23 protein-coding genes are annotated in these 25136 nt (G+C 70.3%); 14 read left to right on the forward strand and 9 right to left on the reverse strand.

What is annotated here, in order from left to right; all coding sequences use genetic code 11:
* Positions 1-4 precede the first annotated feature (4 nt).
* Positions 5-988 (reverse strand): 2-dehydropantoate 2-reductase N-terminal domain-containing protein, encoded by a 984-nt coding sequence (locus AB0877_RS28540; protein ID WP_366612657.1) that lies wholly within the window; start codon positions 986-988, stop codon positions 5-7.
* A 36-nt stretch (positions 989-1024) separates the two neighbouring features.
* Positions 1025-1759 carry a M50 family metallopeptidase gene (locus tag AB0877_RS28545; protein WP_366612658.1) on the reverse strand — a complete coding sequence of 245 codons (735 nt, stop codon included), beginning with the start codon at positions 1757-1759 and terminating at the stop codon, positions 1025-1027.
* Between the two features lie 101 nt (positions 1760-1860).
* On the opposite strand from AB0877_RS28545, the gene AB0877_RS28550 reads away from it, so the two are divergent.
* Positions 1861-2412 (forward strand): Uma2 family endonuclease, encoded by a 552-nt coding sequence (locus tag AB0877_RS28550; protein WP_366612659.1) that lies wholly within the window; start codon positions 1861-1863, stop codon positions 2410-2412.
* Positions 2413-2537: 125 nt separating this feature from the next.
* Positions 2538-3290 (forward strand): GH25 family lysozyme, encoded by a 753-nt coding sequence (locus AB0877_RS28555; RefSeq protein ID WP_366612660.1) that lies wholly within the window; start codon positions 2538-2540, stop codon positions 3288-3290.
* 83 nt (positions 3291-3373) lie between these two features.
* Here AB0877_RS28555 and AB0877_RS28560 read toward each other — a convergent pair whose 3' ends face one another.
* Together AB0877_RS28560 and AB0877_RS28565 are read right to left on the reverse strand one after the other, a co-directional pair.
* A complete protein-coding gene (locus AB0877_RS28560; protein ID WP_366612661.1) occupies positions 3374-3601 on the reverse strand; it encodes a hypothetical protein in 228 nt (75 codons plus the stop codon).
* A gap of 66 nt (positions 3602-3667) precedes the next feature.
* Positions 3668-5707: a protein kinase gene (locus tag AB0877_RS28565; protein ID WP_366612662.1), complete on the reverse strand. Its 2040-nt coding sequence runs from the start codon at positions 5705-5707 to the stop codon at positions 3668-3670.
* Between the two features lie 90 nt (positions 5708-5797).
* Here AB0877_RS28565 and AB0877_RS28570 point away from each other — a divergent pair, with 90 nt between their 5' ends.
* The 5 genes from AB0877_RS28570 (at position 5798) to AB0877_RS28590 (ending at position 10536) form a co-directional block, all read left to right on the forward strand.
* The gene (locus AB0877_RS28570; protein WP_366612663.1) at positions 5798-5992 is read left to right on the forward strand and encodes an acyl-CoA carboxylase epsilon subunit; all 195 of its coding nucleotides are present in this window, start codon (positions 5798-5800) and stop codon (positions 5990-5992) included.
* Between the two features lie 90 nt (positions 5993-6082).
* Positions 6083-6541 carry a hypothetical protein gene (locus AB0877_RS28575; RefSeq protein WP_366612664.1) on the forward strand — a complete coding sequence of 153 codons (459 nt, stop codon included), beginning with the start codon at positions 6083-6085 and terminating at the stop codon, positions 6539-6541.
* Between the two features lie 1435 nt (positions 6542-7976).
* Positions 7977-9056 (forward strand): type VII secretion-associated serine protease mycosin, encoded by a 1080-nt coding sequence (gene mycP, locus AB0877_RS28580; protein WP_366612701.1) that lies wholly within the window; start codon positions 7977-7979, stop codon positions 9054-9056.
* A gap of 161 nt (positions 9057-9217) precedes the next feature.
* Complete coding sequence (locus tag AB0877_RS28585; protein WP_366612665.1) at positions 9218-9886, forward strand: nucleoside triphosphate pyrophosphatase; 669 nt, start codon at positions 9218-9220, stop codon at positions 9884-9886.
* Positions 9883-10536 carry an O-methyltransferase gene (locus tag AB0877_RS28590; RefSeq protein ID WP_366612666.1) on the forward strand — a complete coding sequence of 218 codons (654 nt, stop codon included), beginning with the start codon at positions 9883-9885 and terminating at the stop codon, positions 10534-10536. Before AB0877_RS28585 ends, AB0877_RS28590 begins: the two co-directional genes overlap by 4 nt.
* Before the next feature lie 81 nt (positions 10537-10617).
* Here AB0877_RS28590 and AB0877_RS28595 read toward each other — a convergent pair whose 3' ends face one another.
* From AB0877_RS28595 to AB0877_RS28605, 3 genes are all read right to left on the reverse strand, one after another.
* Positions 10618-11373, reverse strand: coding sequence for an ABC transporter permease (locus AB0877_RS28595; RefSeq protein ID WP_366612667.1), 756 nt, complete (start codon positions 11371-11373; stop codon positions 10618-10620).
* 18 nt (positions 11374-11391) lie between these two features.
* Positions 11392-12351 (reverse strand): ATP-binding cassette domain-containing protein, encoded by a 960-nt coding sequence (locus AB0877_RS28600; protein ID WP_366612668.1) that lies wholly within the window; start codon positions 12349-12351, stop codon positions 11392-11394.
* A gap of 121 nt (positions 12352-12472) precedes the next feature.
* Positions 12473-13084: a PadR family transcriptional regulator gene (locus tag AB0877_RS28605; RefSeq protein ID WP_366612702.1), complete on the reverse strand. Its 612-nt coding sequence runs from the start codon at positions 13082-13084 to the stop codon at positions 12473-12475.
* Between the two features lie 150 nt (positions 13085-13234).
* Between AB0877_RS28605 and AB0877_RS28610 the strand changes: the two genes are divergently transcribed.
* Positions 13235-14986, forward strand: a complete 1752-nt coding sequence (locus tag AB0877_RS28610) for a biotin carboxylase N-terminal domain-containing protein (protein WP_366612669.1) — start codon at positions 13235-13237, stop codon at positions 14984-14986.
* A 16-nt stretch (positions 14987-15002) separates the two neighbouring features.
* On the opposite strand, the gene AB0877_RS28615 is transcribed toward AB0877_RS28610, so the two are convergent.
* Positions 15003-15896 carry a LysR family transcriptional regulator ArgP gene (locus AB0877_RS28615; protein ID WP_366612670.1) on the reverse strand — a complete coding sequence of 298 codons (894 nt, stop codon included), beginning with the start codon at positions 15894-15896 and terminating at the stop codon, positions 15003-15005.
* A 70-nt stretch (positions 15897-15966) separates the two neighbouring features.
* Between AB0877_RS28615 and AB0877_RS28620 the strand changes: the two genes are divergently transcribed.
* From AB0877_RS28620 to AB0877_RS28640, 5 genes are all read left to right on the forward strand, one after another.
* Positions 15967-16563, forward strand: coding sequence for a LysE/ArgO family amino acid transporter (locus AB0877_RS28620; protein ID WP_366612671.1), 597 nt, complete (start codon positions 15967-15969; stop codon positions 16561-16563).
* A 135-nt stretch (positions 16564-16698) separates the two neighbouring features.
* A complete protein-coding gene (locus tag AB0877_RS28625; RefSeq protein ID WP_366612672.1) occupies positions 16699-18138 on the forward strand; it encodes a GuaB1 family IMP dehydrogenase-related protein in 1440 nt (479 codons plus the stop codon).
* A 198-nt stretch (positions 18139-18336) separates the two neighbouring features.
* On the forward strand, positions 18337-18819 hold the full coding sequence (locus AB0877_RS28630) for a MarR family transcriptional regulator (protein WP_366612673.1): 483 nt from the start codon (positions 18337-18339) through the stop codon (positions 18817-18819).
* The gene (locus AB0877_RS28635; RefSeq protein ID WP_366612674.1) at positions 18813-20546 is read left to right on the forward strand and encodes an ABC transporter ATP-binding protein; all 1734 of its coding nucleotides are present in this window, start codon (positions 18813-18815) and stop codon (positions 20544-20546) included. The genes AB0877_RS28630 and AB0877_RS28635 overlap by 7 nt, the downstream gene beginning before the upstream one ends.
* Positions 20547-20698: 152 nt before the next feature.
* Positions 20699-22624: an ABC transporter ATP-binding protein gene (locus AB0877_RS28640; RefSeq protein WP_366612703.1), complete on the forward strand. Its 1926-nt coding sequence runs from the start codon at positions 20699-20701 to the stop codon at positions 22622-22624.
* A gap of 39 nt (positions 22625-22663) precedes the next feature.
* Here the strand turns inward: AB0877_RS28640 and thrS are convergent, their stop codons facing one another.
* On the reverse strand, positions 22664-23881 hold the full coding sequence (gene thrS / locus AB0877_RS28645; RefSeq protein WP_366612675.1) for a threonine--tRNA ligase: 1218 nt from the start codon (positions 23879-23881) through the stop codon (positions 22664-22666).
* A 508-nt stretch (positions 23882-24389) separates the two neighbouring features.
* On the opposite strand from thrS, the gene AB0877_RS28650 reads away from it, so the two are divergent.
* Positions 24390-25019, forward strand: a complete 630-nt coding sequence (locus AB0877_RS28650; RefSeq protein WP_366612676.1) for a DedA family protein — start codon at positions 24390-24392, stop codon at positions 25017-25019.
* Positions 25020-25136: the final 117 nt, after the last annotated feature.

Raw genomic sequence — 25136 nt, forward strand, 5'->3', positions numbered from 1 at the left:
CCGGTCAGGCGATCGACTTTTCCAGCTCGTCGAGCGGGAACGCGCCGGCCCCGATCCGCTCCCGGACCGCCCGGCGTACGGCCCGCTGCACCGCGGCATTCACCGGCGTCGGCACCCCGTGCAACCGGCCGAGCAGCGCGATCTCACCGTTGAGGTGGTCGACCTCGGTCGAGCCGGTGCCCCGGGCCAGGCTCTGCCAGGTCGAGCCGCCGGAGCGGGCCTCGCCGTCGACCGGGCGCTGCCCGACCAGGTCGCCGCGTTCGGCCTTCTCCTCCTGCGGGGAGGTGTGCGCGATGCCGGCGGCGGCGAGCGCGGCGACGCCCTCGGCGCGTACCCGCTCGACCAGGGCGTCCGGGACGTCCCGGCCGAGCAACGCCTGCAGGCCGTTACCGAGGTTGCTGAGCAGCTTGCCGTACTTCCAGCGCAGCACGTCGGCGCGGACCGGGGCGACGAAGCCGGCGGCGGTCAGGTCGGCGGCGACAGCCCGGTCGGTGTCGTCGGCGCCTGCGGGGTACCGCCCGATGTGGAGCATCCCGGGATGCGGGTGACCGTTGGCGACCACCACTCCCGGATCCAGGTGGGTGGCCGGCAGCCAGACGCAGACCGGGTGCACGTCGGCGAAGAGGCGCAGCGCGGCCCGCTCGTTGGCCACCCCGTTCTGCGCGGTCACCAGCGGCAGACGTTCGCCCGCCGTGCCACCGCCGACCACGGGAGCGTCCACCCAGGCGGCCAACGCGTCGGCGGTGTCCTGTGACTTGACGGTGAGGATCAGCACGGTGTCGGCCGGCAGCGGCTGGTCGGTGGGCCGGTCCACCGCCGCGAGCCGGGCGGTGACCTCACCCTCGGGCTGCCGCAGGGTCAGACCCCGCGCTCGGATCGCCTCCAGGTGCGCACCGCGGGCCACCACCGTCACGTCCCGGTCGGCCTGGGCCAGCCGTACGCCGATGGTCCCGCCGACCGCGCCCGCGCCGATGATCAGGTATCGCATCGCCCCATTCTGCCCGGATCGACCGGAGCGAGGCGGCTAGGGCGACGTGGGGAGGAACGGCCCGGCGAGCAGGAGCGCTCCGGCGATCAGCGCCGCCACGTTGACCAGGAAGAAGACGCCCACCCAGAAGAGCGGCGGGAACGGGGTGAGCCCGGCGAGCTGATCGGCGTCGGAGGCGGGCATCCGGCCCCGCGAGCGCAGCCGTTGCAGCTCGACCACCGGTCGCACCCCGCCGAGCAGCAGGAACCACACCCCGGCGTACGCGAACGCGGCCTGGACCTGCGGCGTCGCGTACCAGGAGACGGCGAACACCAGTGCGCCGGTGACCAGCAGCGACACCACACCGAAGGCGTTGCGGATCATGACGAGCATGGCCAGCAGAAGCGCCACGGCCACCCAGAGCAGCAGGGTGATCCGGTTACCACCGAGCAGCCAGGCCCCGGCCAGCCCGACCAGCGGCGGTGCGACGTACCCGGCGAGCAGAGTGAGGATCATGCCCGGCCCGGTGGGGCGGCCCGCGGAGAGCGTCAGCCCGGACGTGTCCGAGTGCAGTCGGATGCCGCGCAGCTTGCGGCCGGTCAGCAGGGCGACCAGGGCATGCCCGCCCTCGTGCGCGATGGTGATGGCGTTACGCGCGATCCGCCACGGCAGCCGGGTGGAGACCACCACCAGCGCGACGGCCCCGGTGATCAGCACCAGCAGCGCGGGCGGGTCCGGCTGCGCGCCGAACAGCGTGTCCCACTTCTCGCCCAGTCCGTCGATCGACATCATGGGGCGCGAGCCTACCGGCGACGTTCCGTGTCGCTCCCGAGGCACCGGCTCGTATCCTGTGAGACTGATCGGGTGGCGAGTGAAGCGGGAGGTGAACGTCGGTGAGCACTGCACCTCTGGAGCCGCACATCGGTTTGTGGACCGAAACCGACTATTTCGCCTTGGGCGAGACGCCGGACCGGATCGAGCTGCTCGACGGGAGCCTGCTGGTGAGCCCTGCCCCGAGCCGACGGCACCAGCGGGTGTCGCGTCGGCTGGCGAACAGCGTCGAGGCCGCAGCAGAGCCTTGCGGCTTCCTGGTCTACGACGCGATCAACGTCCGGCTCGGCGTCGACCGGGTCGTCATTCCGGACCTCGTCGTGACCGACGACGACGACGAGGGCACCTTCCTCGACGCTGACCGGGTGCGCCTGGTCGGGGAGGTCGTCTCGCCGGGCAACGCAGCCGCCGATCGTCTGCTCAAGATGCAGCTCTACGCCATCGCGCGAATCCCCTGGTACCTGCTTGTCGAGCAGGACGGGGAGGGGCACTCGTTGCGGCTGTACCGGCTGGACGGTGAACACTACGTCGAGGACCAGGTCGCCAAGGCTGGCGAGATGCTGATCATCGTGGAGCCGTTCCGCTGGCAGCTCGATCCGGCCACCCTGCGCTGAACCGTTGGACCCCGGGCGGCGGACCTTCATGAACCATCGATGAAGCTTTTTTCAGCTGCACTTGCGATCTAGGGCACTTACCTCCAAAGATGGATGTCGATAGAGCGACGTCCTTGGAGGCACTCATGGCCCGTACCTCGTCATCGCTGCGCCGCGCGCTCGCGGCCGGCCTCACCGTCCTCGCCACCGCGGCGGCGGCTCTGGTCGCGACCGCCGGACCGGCGGCCGCCGCCACCACACCCGGTGTGGACGTGTCCCGCTACCAGGGCAGCATCAACTGGACCAGCGTCCGCAACGCCGGCATCGAGTTCGCCTTCATCAAGGCGACCGAGGGCACCAGCTACAAGGACCCGAACTTCAACGCCAACTACGTCAACTCGTACAACGCCGGGGTGATCCGCGGGGCGTACCACTTCGCCCGCCCGAACATCTCCGCCGGCTCCACCCAGGCCAACTACCTGGCCTCCAACGGCGGCGCCTGGTCCGCGGACAGCCGCACCCTGCCGGCCGCGCTGGACATCGAGGCCAACCCGTACAGCGGCGGCTACTGCTACGGGCTCAGCACCACCGGGATGCGCAACTGGGTGCAGGACTTCCTGAACACCTACCGCTCCCGCACCGGGCGGTACGCGGTCATCTACACCACCACGAGCTGGTGGAACCAGTGCACCGGCAGCTGGACCGGCCCGTGGGCGAACCACCCGCTCTGGCTGGCCCGCTGGTCGAGCACCCCCGGTGCCCTGCCGGCCGGGGCTTCGGTGTGGAGCTTCTGGCAGTACACCAGCACCGGCGCGGTCTCCGGGATCAGCGGCAACGTGGATCGCAACTACTGGAACGGTGACCGGAGCCGCCTGATCGCGTTGGCCAACAACACCTGACCGGGCCGTTGGCGGCAGCGGGATCGACGATCACCATCATGGTCGACAATCGGTCCGGCTGCCGCCACACCACCGGGCACGGGTCAAGCCCGCCGCCGGCTCAGGGCCGGCACCACAGCATCCTCACGAGCCAGCGCGCCCCTGCGGGTCAACCGCCAGGCAGCAACACCAAGGCCGGTGACGATCACGACGCCGAGCAGTGCGACGAGCACCGAAACCCCAGCGCTGACCAGCAGCAGGATCGCATCGCCAAGCGCCACGAGCATCCACAGTGCCAGCCGGGGCCGAGCGTCCCTCCGTCGGTAACCCATGTCGTGCCTCCCTTCCGTCGTCGAAGGTCAATTACCCACGACGACGGAAGGTCATGCGAAGGAGTTTCAGTCCTGACGGTCGGGCACGAAACCCTTGGCGATCCGGTCGAAGTTCGGCAGGTTGGCCTGCCAGTCCTTCTCCGCGATCTCCCACCGCAGCGCGTAACCACGGTTGCTGGCCGTCACGAACCCTCGGTTACGGACGTGGATCCGCTGCCCGTCCCGGGTTTCCAGCCACTCCCAGTCCCCACAGGTCTTCCAGAAGTTGCAGGGCTTGATGCTGAGGTACTGGTAGTTGTTGACGCGGCTGGCGCGGTTCGGCTCCTGCTCCCTCCAGTCCGCCACAGCGTCCTTCGCCGGGTTTGGGGTCCACTGCACGAGCAGCTCACCCGGCCCGTTGGACTGGTCGAAGACGACAGTGACGCTGTCGACCTCGCGACGCACCCAACCATTGGGAATCGGCAGGGAGAAGCCGGCCGGGTCGCGGTGCAGCTTCCAGCCCGCCGGCAGCGCGTTCGGGTCGACGGAGGGGGTGGCCGACGCCGACGGGCTCGGAGCACCCGTCGTCGGTGACGGTGGCGGTGCTGCCGCAGCGGAGGTCGGCGCGGCACCCGAGGTCGCGCCGGCACCGGTCGGGTTGGCCTGCGGAGTCTTGTCGTCGTCCTTGGTCAGCATCGGCACGACCACCACGAGGCCGATCAGCAGGAGCGCGACCACCGCCCCGATCAGCAGGTTGCGTCGGGTGTTGTCCGGCTTCGTGCCATCCGAGAGCGGCACCGCAGCGCGGCCGGCCGGACTCACCGGCGGCATGAGCGACGTCGGCGTGGTCGGCTTGCGCTGCTCCGGAGCCACCGGCGGACCGTCGACAACCGTCGGCTCGTCGTCGACGTTCGTCGTACCGTCGACGCTCGTGTCGGGCGCGGCCGCGACCTTCGTCGTCGGCTCGGCCTCCACCGGGTCGGCAGCGGTCGGGCGGTCGATCGTGGCGGTCGGCTCGGCAGGCGCCGCGGTCGGCTTGGCCGGCACCACAGCGGTCGGGTCCGCGGCCGCGCCCGAGGAGACGACCGCCGTCGGCGTGGCATCGGCGGCGGGGGTCGCGGCAGCAGCGGAAGTCGCGGCAGCGGCAGAGGTGGCGGCGGAAGTGGTCGCGGCGGCGGGCGGCGGGGACACCGGCCGGTCGACACTCTCGGCCGGTCGCGGAGCCGGCACCAGCGGCGGTCGCGGCTCGCGCGGACCGTTCGGCCCAGGCCGGCGTACGCCATCGAGCAGGGAGATGCCGCGCGACCGCTTGCCCCCGGCGCGGCGCAGTAACCGCTCCGCCACCTCGGCGGTGATCCGCTCGTTCGGGTCCTTGCGCAGCAGCCCGTTGAGGACGGCCTTGAGCGGACCGGCGTTCTTCGGCGGCGGAATCGGTTCGGTCGCCAACGCGGCCAGGGTGCCGATCGCCGACGGCCGGGCATACGGCGACTTGCCCTCGACCGCCGCGTAGAGCGTCGCGCCCAGCGACCACAGGTCGGCCTCCGGCCCGGCGGTGCCGTCCCGGGCCCGCTCCGGCGAGATGTACGCGGGCGAACCGAGCACCATGCCGGTGCGGGTCACGTTGGGGTCACCGGGGATCGTGGCGAGACCGAAATCAGTCAGCACCACCCGGCCGTCCTCGCCGAGCAACACGTTGCCGGGCTTGACGTCGCGGTGCATGACGCCCGCCTTGTGCGCGGCGCTGAGCGCACCCAGCACGCCCAGGCCGATCTCCACCGTGCGGGCCACCGAAACGGGGCCGTCCTCGGCGAGAGTGTCCTGCAACGACTTGGACGCCACGTACTCCATGACGATCCACGGATCGCCGTCGGTCCGCAGCACGTCGAAGATGCGGACGACATTGGCGTGGTTGAGCCGGGCGATGGCCCGCGCCTCCCGCAACGAGCGCTCCCGCATCTCGCGGCGCTCCTCGTCGGTGAGACCGGGTGGCGGCACCAACTCCTTGATGGCGACGTCCCGGTGCAGCACCTCGTCGCGTGCCTTCCACACCCGGCCCATGCCGCCCTGGCCGAGCGGCGACAGGAGCCGGTATCGGTCAGCGACGAGTTGGGGAAGCGCGTTCGACATCGGTGAGACGGTACCCGGACCCGCTGACGCTCACACCGCCGGCACGCCACTGGGCGCTTCGGGTAACTTCGCGCCGCGTACCCTGGCGGCATGTCTGCCGAAGAGCCGCTGTTCCGGGTCGTCCGCGGCGTGCCCACCGCCGAGGAGTTGGCCGCTCTGGTGGGGGCGATCATCGTCCGAACCCGTCCGGCCGCCGCCCCCGCCCCGGCGACCGCGTCCGCCTGGGCGCGCAGCGGCCGACCCGGCGACTCACGCGGGTGGCGTGCCGCCGGCCTGCCCCGCTGACCCGAGACCTGCCGTACGGGGGCTGCCAGGGTGGCGATGAGCCGTTAACCTCACTCAGGGAAACGGTGCCGTTACGGGTAGGGAGGATCCATGATCCCCGAAGAGGACCGGCCAGCACCCTGGCTACGCGGTTACGGCGGCATCGAAGCCGACATCAGCCAGCTCAGAGAGTTCGCCGACCGGCTCGCCGCCGAGGTCGAGAGCAACTACGCGCCGCACCTGTCGTACATCGCCGAAGACATGTCGGCGAAGCTGCCCAACCCGTGTGACGCCTTCATCGAGCTGGTCACCTTCCTGCACGCCCACCACGAGACGCAGCAGGCCACCGCCGACATGGTGTACGCCGTCCGCGGCGCCACCGGCCACCTCGCCGCCGCCGCCGATCAGGTCGCCACCCGCTACGCCGACAGCGACGCCTTCACCGCCGCCCGAGTGATCGACGTGCAACGAGCCCTCGCCAACCCTTTGAACATGCTGCCCGGCGGCCCCACGTCGATACTGACCGACCCGACCGGTCCCGACGCCGAAGGGCCGGTGATGCTGCCGTGATTGAACGGGGCACCGGCCGCACCTCCGGCCTCACCGACTGGCACCTCATGGACGTCAACAGCATGTGGGCCTGCCTCCAGGACCACGACACCGCCAACCACTGGAAACAGGTCGCCGGCTGGCGCAAGGTCTGCGACCTGGCGCAAACCCACCTCGGCCGCCTCCAGCAGTACCGACGCGGACTCGCCGCGGCATGGCCCCCCGAAACCAGCGCCGCCTCCCGCACGTACCTCGCCGAACTCGACGAACTCATCGACAAGGTGCAGCGCACCCACGACGCCGCCGCCGCGAACTACACAGCGCTCTCCGCCGCAACCCAGGCCATCGGCACCACCCGCGCCGCACTTCAGAAGATCTATGAGGAGTACGCGACCAAGTTCCAGCAGAAGCAGGCGTACGAGTCGATGGTCGCCGACCCGAAAGCGGTGATGGGCAACCGGGTGACCGAGCCGCCTGTCGCTGACGGGGACCTGGAACGGCTGAACGTGCAGGCCCGCTCCATGATGTTCAACCTGAGCGGCGAACTCCAACAAGCCCAAGCAACACTTCAAAAACCACCCCCTCGGCCCGCTCCTCGCGTCGACGAAGAAGGGGCTGGCACGACAACAGCTGTGGCACTGGCACCCATTGTTCCCCCCATCGTTCCGGTCCCCATTCGGCCACCTGCGAGGATTCCGTCATCCATTGACTCTTCCGCTAGCTCGCCCGACAGCCGGCTACCGGCTACCGGAGGAGTTGGCCCTGTTCTTGGTGGGGCAACAGCAGTCCCAGTCCCCACGGTTGGCGACTTGCCACGCGGCCAACAACTAGGACACGTCAACCAGGCATCTGGAATGGCGCAACCGCCAACTCTCGGGGGAATTCCTAACGCGTCAAATGTCCTCCGGTCGCCAACTGAGCAGCGCGCACCGGGGCTGCCTTCACCCAACGAGCCGAGGACCAACGGGGTTACTACGCCCACCACACCTCGGACAATGCCACCGAGTGGTTTGATCGGTGGATCACCCGGCCTTGGCTTTGGTCAACCCAACAGCGGCGCGGCCGCGCCGCGCCGGGTCAATCCGATTGGAGGTGTCATCGGCGGCGGTAGCGCTGGGACAGCGCCAACAGGAGGGGCAGGCTCACGACCAAGCGCTCCGCGCGCTTCCGGAACGATCGGCGGCATGTCGCCTATCGGTGGCGCCCCGGGCACCGGAGCCAATCGGCAGACGGGAACCCCTCCTGTCCGTCCCGGCCGTTGGGTTTACGGTGGCAGCGACAGCGAGTCCGACCGGTGGGACGCCGACTATCCGTGGAGAACCGAGCAAGGAGTGGCACCAGTGGTGCTCCCGCCCGACGAGGACGGCCCAATCGACCCGGGCCCCGCTCTCGGCCTTCCTCGGTGAGGCCTTACCTCGCCCTCCCCCTCCTGTTGGCATTGAGCCTTTCGGGAGGAATTCCAGAGCCCGCGCTACAAAGACAGCCCAATCACGCCCGTAGCGAGCAATGGCATCTCAATTTTTTGAAAGCTACCGACGCGCATGAGATCAGCCAAGGCGACGGGGTGGTTGTTGCACTTCCCGACAGTGGCACAGACCAACATCCGGATCTAAGGGGAAGCCTACTTCCTGGCAAAGACGTAATTTCTGGAGGCGGCGGGGACGGATTGACCGACATGGACGGCCATGGCACGGGAATGGCGGGTCTAATCGCGGCTCACGGCAACGGGTACTCAGGTGCACTGGGCATCGCACCGAAAGCGAGGATTCTGCCAATATTTTGTTCACCTCCGGGGAGGGAAGGCGATTCGGAATCATTAGCAGCGGCAATAGAGTACGCAATCAGCGCCGGTGCCGATGTTATCAGCATTTCAATCGCCGGCGGGGTTAGCGCTCGCCTGCAACAGGCAGTCAGAATGGCCTTACAAGCTGACATCATAGTGGTTGCTGCCGCCGGCAATGCACCTTGGACGCAAATGGTGGGTTATCCCGCACGCTACCCGGAGGTTATCGCGGTGGGTGGAATCGACCGAGACGGGAAGCGTGCCGCCGTCTCGGTCACTGGGCCGGAGATTGACGTGGTTGCGCCTGCGGTAGACATCTACAGCACGAGCATCGACGGCAAGTACCGCAAAGGCACCGGCACCTCCGACGCGACGGCGATCGTTGCGGGTGCGGCTGCGTTGATCAGATCCAAGTACCCGTACCTGCCGGCCCGGGAGGTGGCGCATCGGCTCACGGCTACCGCCGTCGACAAGGGCCCCCCTGGGCGTGACGACGAGTACGGCTATGGAGTGATCGATCTTGTGGCGGCGCTGACGGCAGACGTACCGCCGCTTGGGTTTGAATCGGTGAGCGCTCCGGCCGGCGCTGGCCCGACCACGACGGCTGGTGCGCAGCCGGGTGATGAGAGCGATGGCGCGACCGCGCGGGGGCTGGCCACTCTCGGGGTGCTCGTGGCTGCCGGCGTCGGATGGGCCGTGATGGCGCGGCGGCGTCGTCGTGGTGATGATCCGCCACCCAGAATCAGTCGCTGAACGATCGGCGAAGCGGTGATCCACTCTGCTTGCAGGAAGTCGCGGTGTTCGGGGTGGTGGGATAGCGCGGTTTCCTGGAAATGGAATGGATCAAGGGCGGGCCACTCGGCGGCGGGGTGTGGGTCCGTCCTGGTGGGGTGTTGGGCGGTAACGTCGGGGTGGTGTCTGAGACTTTGCCGCTCCGCCTCGTGCTCGCATCGGCGAGCCCTGCCCGTCGTAAGTTGCTCCAGGCTGCCGGCGTCGAGCCGGAGGTGCTGGTCAGTGGGGTGGACGAGTCCCTGGTGGTGACCGAACGGGCCGAGGAGTTGTGCCTGGAGTTGGCTCGCCTGAAGGCACAGGCGGTGCTGACCCGGCTCAACTCGGCCGCCGATCAGCGGACGTTGGTGATCGGCTGCGACTCGGTGCTCGCCTTCGACGGGGAGATCCTCGGCAAGCCGACGGATGCCGCGGACGCGACCCGGCGGTGGCTGCGGATGCGGGGCCGCAGCGGCATTCTCCACAGCGGGCACTGCCTGGTCGACGTGGTTGCGGGCCGGCGCGCGGAGGCGGTCGCGTCGACAACCGTCCACTTCGCTGACATCAGTGACGACGAGATCGCCGCGTACGTGGCCACCGGCGAGCCACTGGCGGTGGCCGGCGCGTTCACGATCGACGGGCTGGGTGGGCCGTTCGTGGAACGGATCGAGGGTGACCCGGGGACGGTGGTCGGGCTGTCGATGCCGCTGCTGCGCCGGCTCCTCGCCGAGCTGGATCTGCGGATCACCGACCTGTGGACGACTGTCGCGCCGGGCGGCCAAATGGTCGAGCCGCTCGGTAACGTCCGGTCATGACCATCAAGTCGATCCCGCTCACCAACGAGCTGCACGCCTATCTGGTCGCACACGGCTCCCCGCCGGACGAGATCATCCGTGACCTGGCCGAGGAGACCCGGTCGGTGCTGCCCGAGCACGCCACCATGCAGGTGGCTCCGGAGCAGGCCGCATTCCTGACCTTCCTCACCCGGCTGCTCGGTGTGCGCCAGGCCGTCGAGGTCGGCACGTTCACCGGGCTCTCGTCGCTGGCGATCGCCCGCGGGTTGCCCGAGGGTGGGCGATTGACCTGCTTCGACATCTCCGAGGAGTTCACCGGCATCGCCCGGCGCTACTGGGCGCGGGCCGGCGTGCAGGATCTGATCGACCTGCGCATCGGCCCGGCCGCTGACGGGCTGCGGGAGTTGCCGCACGAGCGGCACCTGGACTTCGCGTTCATCGACGCGGACAAGACCGGCTACCCGATCTACTGGGCCGAGTTGGTGCCCCGGATGCGTCCGGGTGGGGTGATCGCCGTCGACAACGTCCTGCGTGGCGGGCGGGTCATCGCCCCGCGGGACGCCGCCGACCGGGCCATCGCCGCGTTCAACGATGAGGTTGTCGCGGACGTACGGGTGGACCCGGTGATGCTTGCGATCGCGGACGGCCTGACCCTGGCCCGGGTCCGCTGACCGTCGGCAACCGCCGAACACGGATGGTGAGGTGCCCCCACCAGGGGACACCTCACCATGGAGGAGCAGCGGGAGCGGGCGTCAGCGGACGCTGCGGGCGAACTGGCGGGCAGCCCAGTAGACGCCCAGCGCGGCCAGGACCGCGGTGATGCTGAGGCCCTGCCAGACCTTGTCGCTGCCCAGGTCACCGGCGAACAGCGCCCGGGTGCCGTCGACCGCCCAGGAGAACGGGTTCCAGTTGGCGATGCCCTGCAACCAGCCGGGCGCGAAGGTCAGCGGCAGCAGGATGCCGGAGAGCAGCAGCACCGGCTGCGCCACCGTGTTCATCAGCGGGGCGAGCGCGTCCTCACTCTTGACCTTGAGGGCGACGCCGTAGGAGACGGCCGAGGTCATGAGGGCGATCAGGGCGAGCATCAGGTACGCCAGCAGCAGGTCCCCGAGGAACACCCGCAGGTCGAAGATGAGCGCCAGGAGCGTGATGATGACGGCCTGCACCAGGAGCGAGACCACGTCGCGCAGCGAGCGGCCGAGCAGCAGGGCGAGCCGACTGATCGGGGTGACCCGGGAGCGTTCGATGACGCCGGCTCGCAGCTCGGCGATCAGGCCGAAGCCCTGGAACAGGCCGCCGAAGATGGCCAGGAGCACCAGCAGACCCGGTACGAAGATCTTGTAGGCGGCCGCCTGGGTGGGCGCGTTCAGTGCCGGCTTGAGCAGCGGGGCGAAGAGCAGCAGGTACATGACCGGCTGGAACACGCCGACGAAGACCCAGACCGGGTTGCGTAGTAGGAGTTGGATCTGGCGCTGGAAGATCAGCCACGAGTCACGGGCGAATTTCATGAGAGTCGTCTCCGGTGGTCAGGACTCGCGCAGCGAGCGGCCGGTCTTGGTGAGGAAGACGTCGTCCAGGCTGGGTCGGTGCAGCTCGATCGAGCGCAACTCCAGCCCGGCGTGGTCGAGTCGGCGCAGCACCTGCGGGATGGCGGTGGCGCCCTCGTCGACGTAGAGGCGCAGGCCGCCCTCGTCGACCGTCTCCAGCTTGTTGACGTACGGCTCGCCGTCGAGCGTCTGGGCGGCCTGCGGGGTGGCGGTCAGGTCGAGACCGACCAGCACCACGTCGCCGGAGATCTCCCGCTTCAGCTCGGCGGGGGTGCCCTCGGCCACCACCTCGCCGTTGTCCATGATCGCGATCCGGTCGCAGAGCGCGTCGGCCTCGTCCAGGTAGTGGGTGGTGATGAAGACGGTCATCCCGTCGGCGCGGAGCCGGCGGATCTCGTCCCACATGTGCGCGCGGCTCTGCGGGTCGAGGCCGGTGGTCGGCTCGTCCAGGAAGACGATCTTCGGCTCGTGGATGATGCCGAGGGCGATCTCCACGCGGCGACGCTGGCCGCCGGAGTAGGTCTTGCACTTGCGGTCGGCGTATTCGGTGAGCTGGAAGGCGTCGAGGGCGCGGGCGGCACGCCGCTGCGCTTCGGCCTTGCTGATGCCGTACATCCGGGCGTGCAGCACCAGCTCTTCGCGGGCGGTGGACTCGTCCCAGGTGCTGCCGCCCTGCGGGACGTACCCGATGCGGCGACGCACCTCGGCGGGGTCCTTGCGCAGGTCGGCGCCCGCGATGGTGGCCTCGCCGCCGTCCGGCTCGATCAGCGTGGCGAGCATCCGCAGCGTGGTGGTCTTACCGGCGCCGTTCGGGCCGAGGAAGCCGAAGATCTCACCCTTGGCAACGTCAAGATCGACGCCCCGCACGGCGTCCACCGTCTTCGTCTCTCGACCCGCGCGGGAGCGGAACGACTTCCGCAGCCCCCTGGTCTCGATCATCTCTGCTCCTGGTCGTTCGGGCCGGTCGGGCCGGCCGTCGAGTGGGTCGACGCCGGACGGCGCAATCCCCCGCTGTGCCGTCGGTAGGCTAACGCGATATAGCTTTTCTAGTCAACGTTGATTATTCCGCGTCGGTGCCGGGCGACTCCGCGCCGTCCTTCCACCCCGTCCAACCCTGCGCTCCGTCCAGCTCAGCAGGCAGGTACGACACTCCGGAATCGATCCGCTCCGCGATCCGCTCGCACCAGGTCATCTCCGCCTCCGCGCGCGCCGACCACAGTTCGAACATCCAGGCCACGTGCACCGGCTTGCGGTTGCGCACCCAGCCCGACTCCAGCGAGGCGCGCATCGAGTCGACGCCGGCGCGCAGCAGGTTGGCCCGGTTACGCAGGGCGGCAGCCGCCTCGGCGCGCGGCATGGCCGGCAGGAAGGAGAAGGCGGCCACGAACGGGTCGACCGGCTCGCTGATGGTCCACCAGGAGTTGCGCAGCAGCGTCTCGAACTCGTCCTCCCCCTTGACCGTCACCTCGTACGTGGTCCGCGCCGGTCGGGCGCCCACCTGCTCGGTCGCGACGGCGCGGAGCAGCCCCTCCTCGGTGAGCTTGCGCAGGGCGTGATAGATCGATCCGGGTTGCACGTTCGCCCACTTGTCGGCGCTCCAGCTCAGCAGCTCACGGCGCACGTCGTAGCCGTGCACGGGCTGCATCCACCGCACCAGACCGAGAATCATCATCCGAGTCGAAGACACCCGACAAGCGTAATAGCCAAGTTTGACTAAACCGTGGCGGGTGCAGTGCGCCATCCCACACTGAGCGATCGTTAGGGCCGCCGTGGGCGGCCGATAGACTCCCCGTCAGTAACCTGCCCGGGAGGAGCCACGAAGGTGCGCAAGGTACTCATCGCCAACCGCGGCGAGATCGCCGTCCGGGTGATCCGCGCGTGCCGCGACGCCGGCCTGGGCAGCGTTGCCGTGTACGCGGACTCCGACCGCGACGCCCTGCACGCCACCCTCGCGGACGAGGCGTACGCGCTGGGCGGGGACAGCGCGACCGAGACCTACCTGCGCATCGACAAGCTGCTCGACGTCGCCGCTCGCGCCGGTGCCGACGCCGTACACCCGGGTTATGGCTTCCTCAGTGAGAACGCCGACTTCGCCCAGGCCGTCACCGACGCCGGGCTGACCTGGATCGGCCCCACCCCGCAGGCGATCCGCGACCTGGGTGACAAGGTCACCGCCCGGCACATCGCCCAGCGGGCCGGCGCACCGCTGGTCCCCGGCACCCCGGATCCGGTGGCCAGCCCGGACGAGGTGATGGCCTTCGCCGTCGACCACGGCCTGCCGGTCGCCATCAAGGCCGCCTTCGGTGGTGGCGGGCGCGGCCTCAAGGTCGCCCGCACGATGGAGGAGATCCCGCAGCTGTTCGAGTCGGCAACCCGGGAGGCGGTCGCGGCGTTCGGTCGGGGCGAGTGCTTCGTCGAGCGGTACCTCGACCAGCCCCGGCACGTCGAGGCGCAGGTCCTCGCCGACCAGCACGGCAACGTGATCGTGGTGGGCACCCGGGACTGCTCGTTGCAGCGGCGGCACCAGAAGCTCGTCGAGGAGGCGCCCGCGCCGTTCCTCACCGACGCCCAGCGCGCCCAGATTCACGACAGCGCCAAGGCGATCTGTCGCGAAGCCGGCTACCACGGCGCCGGCACCGTGGAATACCTGGTCGGCGTCGACGGCACCATCTCCTTCCTGGAGGTCAACACCCGACTCCAGGTCGAGCACCCGGTCACCGAGGAGACCGCCGGCATCGACCTGGTCCGCGAACAGTTCCGGATCGCCGACGGCGAGAAGCTGCGGATCACCGAGGACCCGACGCCGCGCGGGCACGCCATCGAGTTCCGGATCAACGGCGAGGACCCGGGCCGTAACTTCCTCCCCGCGCCCGGCACGGTCACCGCGCTGCGCCTGCCCAGCGGGCCAGGTGTGCGGGTCGACACCGGCATCTCGGCCGGCGACGTGATCGGCGGCAACTTCGACTCATTGCTCGCCAAGGTGATCATCGTCGGTGAGACGCGGACCGAGGCGCTGGAGCGCGCCCGCCGCGCGCTGGACGAGATGGTCCTCGACGGGATGGCCACCGCGCTGCCGTTCCACCGGCTCGTCGTGCGGGACGAGGCGTTCACCGCCGAGCCCTTCACCGTGCACACCCGGTGGATCGAGACCGAGTTCCACAACACGGTCCCGCCGTTCACCGCCGCCGCCGGCAGCGCCGAGGCGCCGGCCGAGCGCGACACCGTCGTGGTCGAGGTGGGCGGCAAGCGCATCGAGGTCAGCCTCCCCGCCGGCTTCGGCGGGAGTACGACCACCGCGGCACCCGCCGCTCGTAAGCCGACCCGGCGCGGTGGCGGTGCCAAGGCCGGCGCCCCGGCCGGCGGCGACTCGCTCACCTCGCCGATGCAGGGCACCATCGTCAAGATCGCGGTGGCGGACGGCGACACGGTGGCCGAGGGTGACCTGGTCGTGGTGCTGGAGGCGATGAAGATGGAGCAGCCGCTGCACGCGCACAAGGCGGGTACGGTCAGCGGCCTCAACGCCGAGGTCGGGGCCGTGATCACCGCCGGCGCGCCCATCTGCACCATCGCCTGAGCCGTCCGGCGGACGATCAGCGCAGGGTTTCGGCGGCGACCTCGCGGACGGCGAGGGTCAGGGCGTTCAGCACGTCCGACTCCAGCCGCCAGTGCTGCCAGTACAGCGGAACGTCGAGGTGTCGGCCCGGCGCGAGGTCGACACAGCGACCCGCGGTCAGGTCGGCCTGGGCGATCTGTTCCGGCACCAGACCCCATCCCAACCCGAGCCGGATCGCCTCGCTGAACGCCGGCACCGACGGTACGTAGTTCACCGGCGGGTCGAGCGGTCGACCGACCACCGCCCGGATGAACCGATGTTGCACCCGGTCCTTCCGGTCGAAGACCAACAACGGGGTGCTCGCCAGCGCGGCGGCGGCGAGTCCTTCGGGGAAGTGGGACGCCGCGAATTCCGCTGTGGCCAACGCGCGGTAGCGCACGGCCCCGAGTCGCAGCACGCGGCAACCCTGCACGGCCTCCCGCTGGGCGGTGACCGCTGCCGTCACCGAGCCGTCGCGCAGCAGCTCGGCAGTGTGGTCCTGATCGTCCTGCCGCAGGTCGAACGAGAGCCCGGCCCGCTGCGGCAACCGGGCCAACGCGGCGGGGAACCAGGTGGCCAGGGAGTCCGCGTTGACCACCACGGCGACCCGGATCCGGCCACCGCCGGCCAACGGGCCGCGGGCATCGGCCAGCGCCTCCCGTTCGAGCAGCGCGAGCTGGCCGGCCAGGCGCAGCAGCGGGCGGCCGGCGTCGGTTGCCACGCACGGACGGGCACGGCGGACCAGCACCTGACCGACTGTCTCCTCCAGCGCCTTGATCCGTTGGCTCACCGCCGACGGCGTGACGTGCAGCAGCCGGGCCGCCGCGTCGAAGCTGCCCTCCGCCACCACCGCCGCGAGTGTCCGCAGCTGCGCCGAGTCGAGACCATCCATTAGCCGAGCTTAAGATGCCTGAGAATCTTTAGTTGGACTGGTGGCTGTCGACGGTCCTAGCGTCGACTCCGTGCTCACCTCCGCCCTCGCCGGCTTCTCGGTCTCCATCGCTCTCATCGTCGCCATCGGCGCCCAGAACGCCTTCGTCCTGCGTCAGGGCCTGCGACGCGAGCACGTCGTACCCGTGGTGCTGACCTGCGCCGCTTCGGACGCGCTGCTGATCATGGCGGGAGTGGCCGGGGTCGGCTCGCTGGTGACCGGTCGACCGGGCCTGCTGACGGCGATCCGGTGGGGCGGAGCAGCCTTCCTGCTCTGCTACGCGGGGCTCGCCGCCCGCCGCGCCCTGCGTCCCGGCGCCCTGCTGCCCACCGAACGGCCGCCGGCCACGTTGGGGGCGACCCTGCTGGCCTGTGCCGCCTTCACCTACCTGAACCCGCACGTCTACCTGGACACCGTGCTGCTCCTTGGCAGCGTGGCCCAGCAACATCCGCACCGGTGGGTCTTCGGCACCGGCGCCGTTCTGGCCAGCGTGGTCTGGTTCACCGCGCTCGGCGTCGGTGCGCAGCGCCTCGCGCCGCTGCTCGCCCGCGCCGTCGCCTGGCGGGTGCTGGACGCGCTCATCGCCGTCGTCATGGCCGGGCTCGCCGTGACACTCCTGCTGGGCTGACCGGTTTCTACCCGGACTCGCCGTGCACCTCGGCTCCTCCGGCGAGCAGTGGCGCGGCACCGGGACCGACGGCGATGCGAGTGTTTTCCGCGACCACCGGCGGTGGAACGGGCCACCAGCGGGAATGATTGTCGGGTGCGGTTCCTTCACGGCGCGGCTCCCGCGCACGACCTGACCTATACCGACGTCTTCATGGCGCCGGCCCGCTCCGACCTGGGCTCCCGACTCGACGTCGACCTCTCCACCGGCGACGGCACCGGCACCACGATTCCCTTGGTGGTGTCGAACATGACGGCGGTCGCCGGACGGCGGATGGCCGAGACGGTCGCCCGCCGGGGTGCCATCACGGTGATCCCGCAGGACATTCCGATCGAGGTGGTGGCGAACGTCGTCGCCTGGGTCAAGCAGCGCCACCTGGTCTACGACACCCCCATCACGCTGGGCCCGACCGAGACCGTGGGCGACGCCATCCACCTGCTGCCCAAGCGCTCGCACGGAGCGGTGATCGTCGTCGACGACGCCGGCCGGCCGATGGGCGTGGTCACCGAGGCGGACACCACTGGCGTGGACCGCTTCGCGCAACTGCGTCACGTGATGTCCACCGAGCTGCACACCGTCCCGGCGGACGCGGATCCTCGTACCGGTTTCGATCTGCTCTCCGCGGGCCGTCGCCGACTCGCCCCGGTGGTGGACGCCGAAGGTCGACTGGTCGGGGTGCTGACCCGACAGGGCGCGTTGCGCGCCACGCTCTACACACCGGCGGTGGACGACCGGGGCCGGCTACGGATCGCGGCGGCCGTCGGGATCAACGGGGACGTGACCGGCAAGGCGGCGGCGCTACTGGAGGCGGGGGTGGACACGTTGGTCGTGGACACCGCGCACGGCCACCAGGCACGGATGATCTCGGCACTTCAGGCGGTCCGGAAGCTGGACCCGGGGGTGCCGGTGGCGGCCGGCAACGTGGTCACCGCCGAGGGCGTCCGCGACCTGGTGGAGGCGGGGGCGGACATCATCAAGGTCGGCGTCGGCCCGGGGGCGATGTGCACCACCCGGATGATGACCGGCGTGGGTCGACCGCAGTTCTCCGCCGTGCTCGACTGCGCGGCCGCCGCCCGCCAACTGGGCCGGCACGTGTGGGCCGACGGCGGGGTGCGGCACCCCCGGGACGTGGCGCTGGCGCTCGCCGCCGGCGCGTCGAACGTGATGATCGGCTCCTGGTTCGCCGGCACCTACGAGTCCCCCGGTGACCTCTACACCGAGCCGGACGGCCGGCGGTACAAGGAGAGCTTCGGAATGGCCTCGGCTCGGGCGGTCAGCGCCCGGACCGCCGACGACAGCCCGTACGACCGGGCCCGCAAGGCGGTGTTCGAGGAGGGCATCTCCTCGGCCCGGATGCACCTGGACCCGGCCCGCCCCGGTGTCGAGGACCTGATCGACGAGATCATCGCCGGGGTACGCAGCGCGTTCACGTACGCCGGCGCGCGGGACCTGACCCAGTTCCACGAGCGGGCCATCGTCGGCGTGCAGAGTGCCGCCGGCTTCACCGAAGGAATGCCCCTCCCCACGAGTTGGTAGGACACCCTCCAGCGCGTCGATCATGGAGTTGTGGTGCCCCGCAGAAGGGGCAGTGAGGGGCGAATTGCCCACCACAACTCCATGATCGACGCGTTTCTGCCCTCCCGCCGCGATCAGCTCGCGTCGACGGGCCGGGTTGGGCCACCGCTGCGGCAAATTCGTTTGGCCCCTGACTATCAGGGGGCTAATCTGCTAGCCGTGGAACTCGTGACCCTCCAGGACGTGCCGCTCGGCCGGCTGCTGGTGGTGGCCGGGCACCTGGTGGGGCAGCGGTGGAACCGCTACCTCGCCGAGGAGCACGGCCTCACCCAGGCCGGCATGATCACCCTGATGACGCTCGCCCGGCACGGCGAGTTGCCGCACCGGACGGTCGCCGAGAAGGGGTTCGTCCGCCCGGCGACCCTCACCGGAATCGTCGACACGCTGGAGCGCGACGGTCTGGTCGAGCGGCAGCGCGACGACAACGACCGGCGCAGCATCCGACTCGCCATCACCCCGGCCGGGCGGGAGCGGGTGGCCGCGCTCGACGCGCTCATGCACTCCGGACGGCCCCTCACCTCGGTCGACGCCGACCCGGCGAAGGCCCAGGTGATCCGGGAGTTCCTGCTTGAGGTCATCGGCAGCGGAGACGACCCGCGGATGACCGGACGCCCTACCGAAACGAAGGACCCGGCGTGCTGATCCGACTCCTGCGCGGCCAACTGCGCACCTATCAGAGACCGTTGCTGGCGGTCGTGCTGCTCCAGTTCGTGGGCACCATGGCCTCGCTCTACCTGCCCAGCCTCAACGCGGACATCATCGACCAGGGTGTGGCCCGGGGCGACACCGACTACATCGTGCGCACCGGCGGCTGGATGCTGCTGGTCAGCCTGATCCAGATCGTCTGCTCCATCGCGGCTGTCTACCTGGGCGCCCGGGTCGCGATGGGCTTCGGCCGGGACGTACGCGCCGAACTGTTCGGGCACGTCAACCGCTTCTCCGCCCGCGAGGTGGCCCGGTTCGGGGCGCCGTCGCTGATCACCCGCAACACCAACGACGTGCAGCAGGTGCAGATGCTCGTGCTGATGAGCTGCACGATGCTCGTCGCCGCACCGATCATGAGCGTCGGCGGTGTGTTCATGGCGTTGCGTGAGGACGTCGGGCTCTCCTGGCTGCTGCTGGTCAGCGTGCCGGTGCTGGCCATCGCCCTCGGCGCGATCATCCGTCGGATGGTGCCGGGCTTCCGGCTGATGCAGACCCGCATCGACACGGTCAACCGGGTGCTGCGCGAGCAGATCACCGGCATCCGGGTGGTCCGTGCGTTCGTCCGAGAGCCGTACGAGACGGAACGCTTCGGCGTCGCCAACGCCGACCTGACCGCGACCGCGCTGCGTACCGGTCGATTGCTGGCGTTGATCTTTCCGGTGGTCATGCTGGTGCTGAACGTCTCCAGCGTGGCCGTGCTCTGGTTCGGCGCGCAGCGGGTGGACGCCGGCGCGATCCAGGTCGGCGCGCTCACCGCGTTCCTCCAGTACCTGATGCAGATCCTGATGGCGGTCATGATGGCCACCTTCATGCTGATGATGGTGCCGAGGGCGGCGGTCTGCGCCGAGCGGATCGTCGAGGTGCTGGACACCGACTCCTCGGTGGTCCCGGCCACCGTGCCGGTCACCGAGCTGCCCAGCCGGGCCGAGTTGGAGCTGCGCGGGGTGCGCTTCCAGTACCCGGGTGCGGTGGAGCCGGTGCTGCGCGACATCTCCTTCCGGGCGACCCCGGGCACCACCACGGCGATCATCGGCAGCACCGGCGCGGGCAAGACGACGCTGCTGTCCCTGATCCCCCGCCTGGTCGACGTCACCGACGGCGCGGTGCTGGTCGACGGGGTGGACGTGCGGGAGTTGGCGCCGGACGAGCTGTGGCGCCGCATCGGCCTGGTGCCGCAGCGGCCGTACCTGTTCACCGGTTCGGTCGCCAGCAACCTGCGCTACGGCAACCCGGACGCCACCGACGAGGAGCTGTGGTCGGCGCTGGAGATCGCCCAGGCCCGGGACTTCGTGGCCCAGATGCCCGGCGGGTTGGACGCCCCGATCGCGCAGGGCGGCACCACCGTCTCCGGTGGGCAACGGCAGCGCCTGGCCATCGCCCGCGCCCTGGTCCGGCAACCGGAGATCTACCTCTTCGACGACTCGTTCTCCGCGCTCGACCTGGGCACCGACGCGCGGCTGCGAGCGGCCCTGCGGCCGGTCACCGCGCACGCGGCGGTGGTGATCGTCGCCCAGCGGGTCTCCACGATCATCGACGCCGATCAGATCATCGTTCTCGAGAACGGAGGGGTCGTCGGAGTGGGACGACACGCGGAGTTGTTGGACACCTGCCCGACGTACGCCGAGATCGTGGCCTCGCAGCAGACCACGGAGGTGGCGGCATGAGCGAGCGCGACGAGCCGCGCACCGCGGCCGTACCCAGTCAGAAGCCGGCCGGCGACCCGCCAACGCCGGGAGGCGACGGGCAGCAGGCCGGCGGCGACGCGCGGACACCCAAGCGGCTGCCACCGGGCCGTCCGGGCGGCGGCCCGGGATGGATGAGCGCCGGAATGCCCGCCGAGAAGTCGATGAACTTCGGCCCGTCGGCCCGACGGTTGCTCGGCCGGCTGCGCTCGCACCGACTGCACCTGGCCGCGATCATCACCCTCGCCGTGGTGAGCGTCGGGTTCAGCGTGGCCGGGCCGAAGATCCTCGGCCACGCCACCGACCTGATCTTCACTGGGGTGATCGGCCGGCAACTGCCCGCCGGCACCACCGCCGACCAGGCAGTCGCGGCGGCCCGGGCCAGCGGCAACGACAGCTTCGCCGACATGCTGGCCAGGATGGACGTGGTGCCCGGGGTGGGCATCGACTTCCACGCACTGAGTCGGGTGCTGCTGCTGGCGCTCGGGCTCTACCTGGCGGCGAGCCTGCTGTCCTGGTGGCAGGGTTGGCTGCTCAACGGGGTGGTCCAGCGCACCGTGCTGCGTTTGCGCGCCGAGGTGGAAGAGAAGCTCAACCGGCTGCCGCTGCCCTACTTCGACAGGCAGCCGCGCGGCGAGCTGCTCAGCCGGGTCACCAACGACATCGACAACATCTCCACCAGCCTCCAGCAGACCCTCAGCCAGCTGCTCACCTCGCTGCTGACCGTCGTCGGCGTGCTGGCCGTGATGTTCTGGATCTCGCCGGTGCTGGCCCTGGTGGCCCTGGTCGCGGTGCCGCTGTCGGTGCTGGTGACCCAGCGCATCGCCAAGCGCTCGCAGAAGCAGTTCATCGCCCAGTGGACGCACACCGGCGAGTTGAACGGTCAGATCGAGGAGGCGTACACCGGCCATGAGCTGGTGAAGGTCTTCGGCCGGCAGCGTGAGGTCGAGGCCGCGTTCCACGCGAAGAACGAGGAGTTGTTCCGGGCCAGCTTCGGGGCGCAGTTCATCTCCGGGATCATCATGCCGTCGATGATGTTCATCGGAAACCTGAGCTACGTGGCGATCGCCGTCGTCGGTGGGCTGCGGGTCGCCTCCGGCACGATGAGCCTCGGGGACGTGCAGGCGTTCATCCAGTACTCCCGCCAGTTCACCCAGCCGCTCACCCAACTCGCCTCGATGGCCAACCTGCTCCAGTCCGGCGTGGCGTCGGCCGAGCGGGTCTTCGCGGTGCTCGACGCGGACGAGCAGACCCCCGACCCGGTCGCGCCGGCCCGGGTCACCGACCCGCACGGCCGGGTCGAGTTCGAGCACGTCTCGTTCCGCTACGAGCCGGACAAGCCGCTGATCGACGACCTTTCGCTGGTCGCCGAGCCCGGCCACACAGTGGCCATCGTCGGCCCGACCGGCGCCGGCAAGACCACCCTGGTCAACCTGGTGATGCGGTTCTACGAGCTGGACGCGGGCCGGATCACGCTCGACGGGGTGGACATCACCACGATGCGCCGCGACGACCTGCGCGGCCGGATCGGCATGGTGCTCCAGGACACCTGGCTGTTCGGCGGCACCATCCGGGACAACATCGCCTACGGGCGGCCGGACGCCACCGATGAGGAGATCCTCGCCGCCGCCCGGGCCACCTTCGTGGACCGGTTCGTGCGCAGCCTTCCCGACGGTTACGACACCGTCATCGACGAGGAGGGCAGCAACGTCAGCGCCGGCGAGAAGCAGCTCATCACCATCGCGCGGGCGTTCCTCGCCGAGCCGTCGCTGCTGATCCTCGACGAGGCCACCAGCTCGGTGGACACCCGTACCGAGGTGCTGCTGCAACGGGCGATGGCCGCGCTGCGCTCGGACCGGACCAGCTTCGTCATCGCGCACCGGCTGTCCACCATCCGCGACGCCGACCTGATCCTGATGATGGAGGACGGCCGGATCGTCGAGCAGGGCACCCACGAGCAGTTGCTGGCCGTCCAGGGCGCGTACCACCGGCTCTACCGCTCACAGTTCACCGGCGCTGTGGTCGACGAGGAACCGGCCGCCCAACCGGCATCGGTCTGAGGTCGGGCGGCCGTGCGCGCGAGACGATCGGTGAGCGGGTCAGTCCGAGGGCAGCAGGTCGCTGGCGCGGGCGTCGACCTGCCCACGGATCAGGGCGAGAGCCGCGTCGGCGGGCATCGGAGCCAGGGCGCGGCCGCCGCGCAGACGCAACGCGAGGTGCCCGTCGGCCACCTCCCGGGCCCCCAGCACCCCGAGGTACGGGACGCGGCGGCGGGCCGCGTCCCGTACCCGGGCGCCCAGCGAGCCGGCGGCGTCGACCTCGACCCGCAGGCCGGCGTCGCGAGCCCGTCGGGCCAGGTCGGCCGCCGCGCCGGCCTGGCCGTCGTCGACGGGCAGCAGCACCACCTGGACGGGCGCGTACCAGGCGGGAAAGGCACCCTCGTGCACCTCGATGAGGTACGCGAACAGCCGCTCCATGCTGCCGACCAGACTGCGGTGCACCATCACCGGGCGACGCCGGCTGCCGTCCGAGTCGGTGTACGACAGGTCGAACCGTTCCGGCTTGTCGAAGTCCAGTTGAACGGTGGAGATGGTCGACTCCCGGCCGGCGGCGTCGACGATCTGGATGTCGATCTTCGGACCGTAGAAGGCAGCCTCCCCCGGCGCCTCGACGTACTCCATCCCGGCCAGCGCCTCCCGGAGCAAGTCCTCGGCGCGGGCCCACTGGGCGTCGTCGCCGACGTACCTCCCGCCCGGCCCGCGCAGCGACAGCCGGAACCCGGCCGGCCGGACACCGAGCGCGGCGTGCGCGGCACGGATCAGTCCGAGGATCTCGACGACCTCCGCGCCGACCTGCTCGGGTGCGCAGAAGGTGTGCGCGTCGTTGAGCGAGATGGCACGTACCCGGGACAGTCCGCCGAGCACACCGGATCGCTCCGCGCGGTACATCCCGCCCAGTTCCGCGATCCGCAACGGCAACTCCCGGTAGGAACGGCCCCGCGCCCGGAAGACCAGCGCGTGGTGCGGGCAGAGCGCCGGCCGGAGCACGAACTCGTCGTCGGCGCTCAGCCGCATCGGCGGGAACATGTCGTCGGCGAAGTAGCCGAGATGGCCGGAGAGTTCGAAGAGTTCCCGCTTGCCCAGCGGCGGCGAGTAGACGTGCTGGTGGCCGGAGCGGCGCTCCAACTCCCGGACGTACTCCTCGACGGCGTGCCGGGCGGCGGCACCGGCCGGCAACCAGATCGGCAGGCCGGCGCCGGCCAGCGGGTCGGAGACGAAGAGGTCCAGCTCACGGCCGAGCCTACGGTGGTCGATCATGTCGGGCTCCTGGATCGGGTACGACCCGGAGGCGACCTGAGCTCCGTTCGGCGCGCTGCCCCCGGGGCGGATCGCCCCGGGGCCTGGTCGACTGTGGTTACGTCAGAGCGGCGCGCCGGGGACACCCGGCGTCGTGATCATCACTACCGCGCTGCGCATGGGGCGACCGTACCCGCGCGGCGATCGGGGGCGCACCCGGATTTCGCGGCGGAGGGGTGGGCCGCCGGCGCGGGACCCGCCGGCGGCCCTGGCGGCCGAATCGTCAGGAACGGGGGACCCGACGGGCGTGGCCGCGCCGACAACGGTACGCCGACGAACGGCGTTCCGCCGCCCGCCTCAAATGGGTGCAACGCCCTTCTAAAGCGTCACCCGGCACCGATCGGGCTCGTTGTAGCTGGGTGGCTCAGTCGTGTCGACGGTCACGACGGGCCGGGGCCGTCCACGGTGACGCCGGACACGGCGTCAGGCTCAAGACACCCAATCGGCCGCATTCGGCGAGGTGGCAGGCGTGCCCGAACTTCTGACTGACGTCGCGTCGCCGACGTGGGCTTACCTGGTGCTGCTCGCGCTGCTGATCGCGGACGCCTTCGTGCCGGTGATCCCCACCCAGATCGTCATGATCACCAGTGGTGCGCTCACCGTCTACGGCGGGCTCAGCCTGCCGGTCACCATCGCCGTCGGCGCGCTCGGCGTGTTCGCCGGCGACCTGGCCTGCTACCTGCTGGGCCGCAGCGCACCGGATCGGCGGCCACCCCGGCACGCCGAGCTGAGCCGCGCCCGCCGGGTGGCCAGCCGAGTCACCCAGGGGCTGCGACAACCTGGGCCGCTGGTCATCCTGCTCTGCCGGTTCGTGCCCGGCGGGCGGATGGCGGCCTGCTTCTCGGCCGGGCGCAGCCGCTACCCGTACCGCCTGTTCGTCATCTACGAGGCCGTCGCGGCGTTGGGCTGGGCCACCTACGGAGCGCTCGTCGGGCACCTGGGCGGCACCGCGCTGACCGAGTCGGCCTGGCGGCTGGCCATCATCGCCACCGCCGCAGCCGCCGGCTTCGCCGCCGCGGGATGGGCGATGACAGTGGTCAGCGCCCGCCACGCCCGCGCCGCCGCCGCAGTAGCCGCGGTCAAGGTCCCCATCGACTGAAAGTTTCGACCCCAGCCTACGCGATCTTGCAGTTACTGTCCGGGCAAACAGGCCCTAACACGCATACGGACAACCGAAAACGCAAGATCGCCGCAGGGCTGCCGGAAGGCCTCTAGG

The organism is Micromonospora sp. NPDC047644 (assembly GCF_040704315.1).
Lineage (GTDB): Bacteria > Actinomycetota > Actinomycetes > Mycobacteriales > Micromonosporaceae > Micromonospora.

What these genes read in the sequence shown, in the direction of transcription:
- AB0877_RS28555 (WP_366612660.1), top strand. Translation starts at nt 2,538, where the DNA reads ATGGCCCGTACCTCGTCATCGCTGCGCCGCGCGCTCGCGGCCGGCCTC.
- AB0877_RS28605 (WP_366612702.1), bottom strand. Translation starts at nt 13,084, where the DNA reads ATGATGATTCTCGGTCTGGTGCGGTGGATGCAGCCCGTGCACGGCTAC.
- thrS (WP_366612675.1), bottom strand. Translation starts at nt 23,881, where the DNA reads ATGATCGACCACCGTAGGCTCGGCCGTGAGCTGGACCTCTTCGTCTCC.
- AB0877_RS28640 (WP_366612703.1), top strand. Translation starts at nt 20,699, where the DNA reads ATGAGCGCCGGAATGCCCGCCGAGAAGTCGATGAACTTCGGCCCGTCG.
- AB0877_RS28595 (WP_366612667.1), bottom strand. Translation starts at nt 11,373, where the DNA reads ATGAAATTCGCCCGTGACTCGTGGCTGATCTTCCAGCGCCAGATCCAA.
- AB0877_RS28590 (WP_366612666.1), top strand. Translation starts at nt 9,883, where the DNA reads ATGACCATCAAGTCGATCCCGCTCACCAACGAGCTGCACGCCTATCTG.
- AB0877_RS28575 (WP_366612664.1), top strand. Translation starts at nt 6,083, where the DNA reads ATGATCCCCGAAGAGGACCGGCCAGCACCCTGGCTACGCGGTTACGGC.
- AB0877_RS28615 (WP_366612670.1), bottom strand. Translation starts at nt 15,896, where the DNA reads ATGGATGGTCTCGACTCGGCGCAGCTGCGGACACTCGCGGCGGTGGTG.
- AB0877_RS28545 (WP_366612658.1), bottom strand. Translation starts at nt 1,759, where the DNA reads ATGATGTCGATCGACGGACTGGGCGAGAAGTGGGACACGCTGTTCGGC.
- AB0877_RS28540 (WP_366612657.1), bottom strand. Translation starts at nt 988, where the DNA reads ATGCGATACCTGATCATCGGCGCGGGCGCGGTCGGCGGGACCATCGGC.
- AB0877_RS28560 (WP_366612661.1), bottom strand. Translation starts at nt 3,601, where the DNA reads ATGGGTTACCGACGGAGGGACGCTCGGCCCCGGCTGGCACTGTGGATG.
- AB0877_RS28565 (WP_366612662.1), bottom strand. Translation starts at nt 5,707, where the DNA reads ATGTCGAACGCGCTTCCCCAACTCGTCGCTGACCGATACCGGCTCCTG.
- AB0877_RS28570 (WP_366612663.1), top strand. Translation starts at nt 5,798, where the DNA reads ATGTCTGCCGAAGAGCCGCTGTTCCGGGTCGTCCGCGGCGTGCCCACC.
- AB0877_RS28600 (WP_366612668.1), bottom strand. Translation starts at nt 12,351, where the DNA reads ATGATCGAGACCAGGGGGCTGCGGAAGTCGTTCCGCTCCCGCGCGGGT.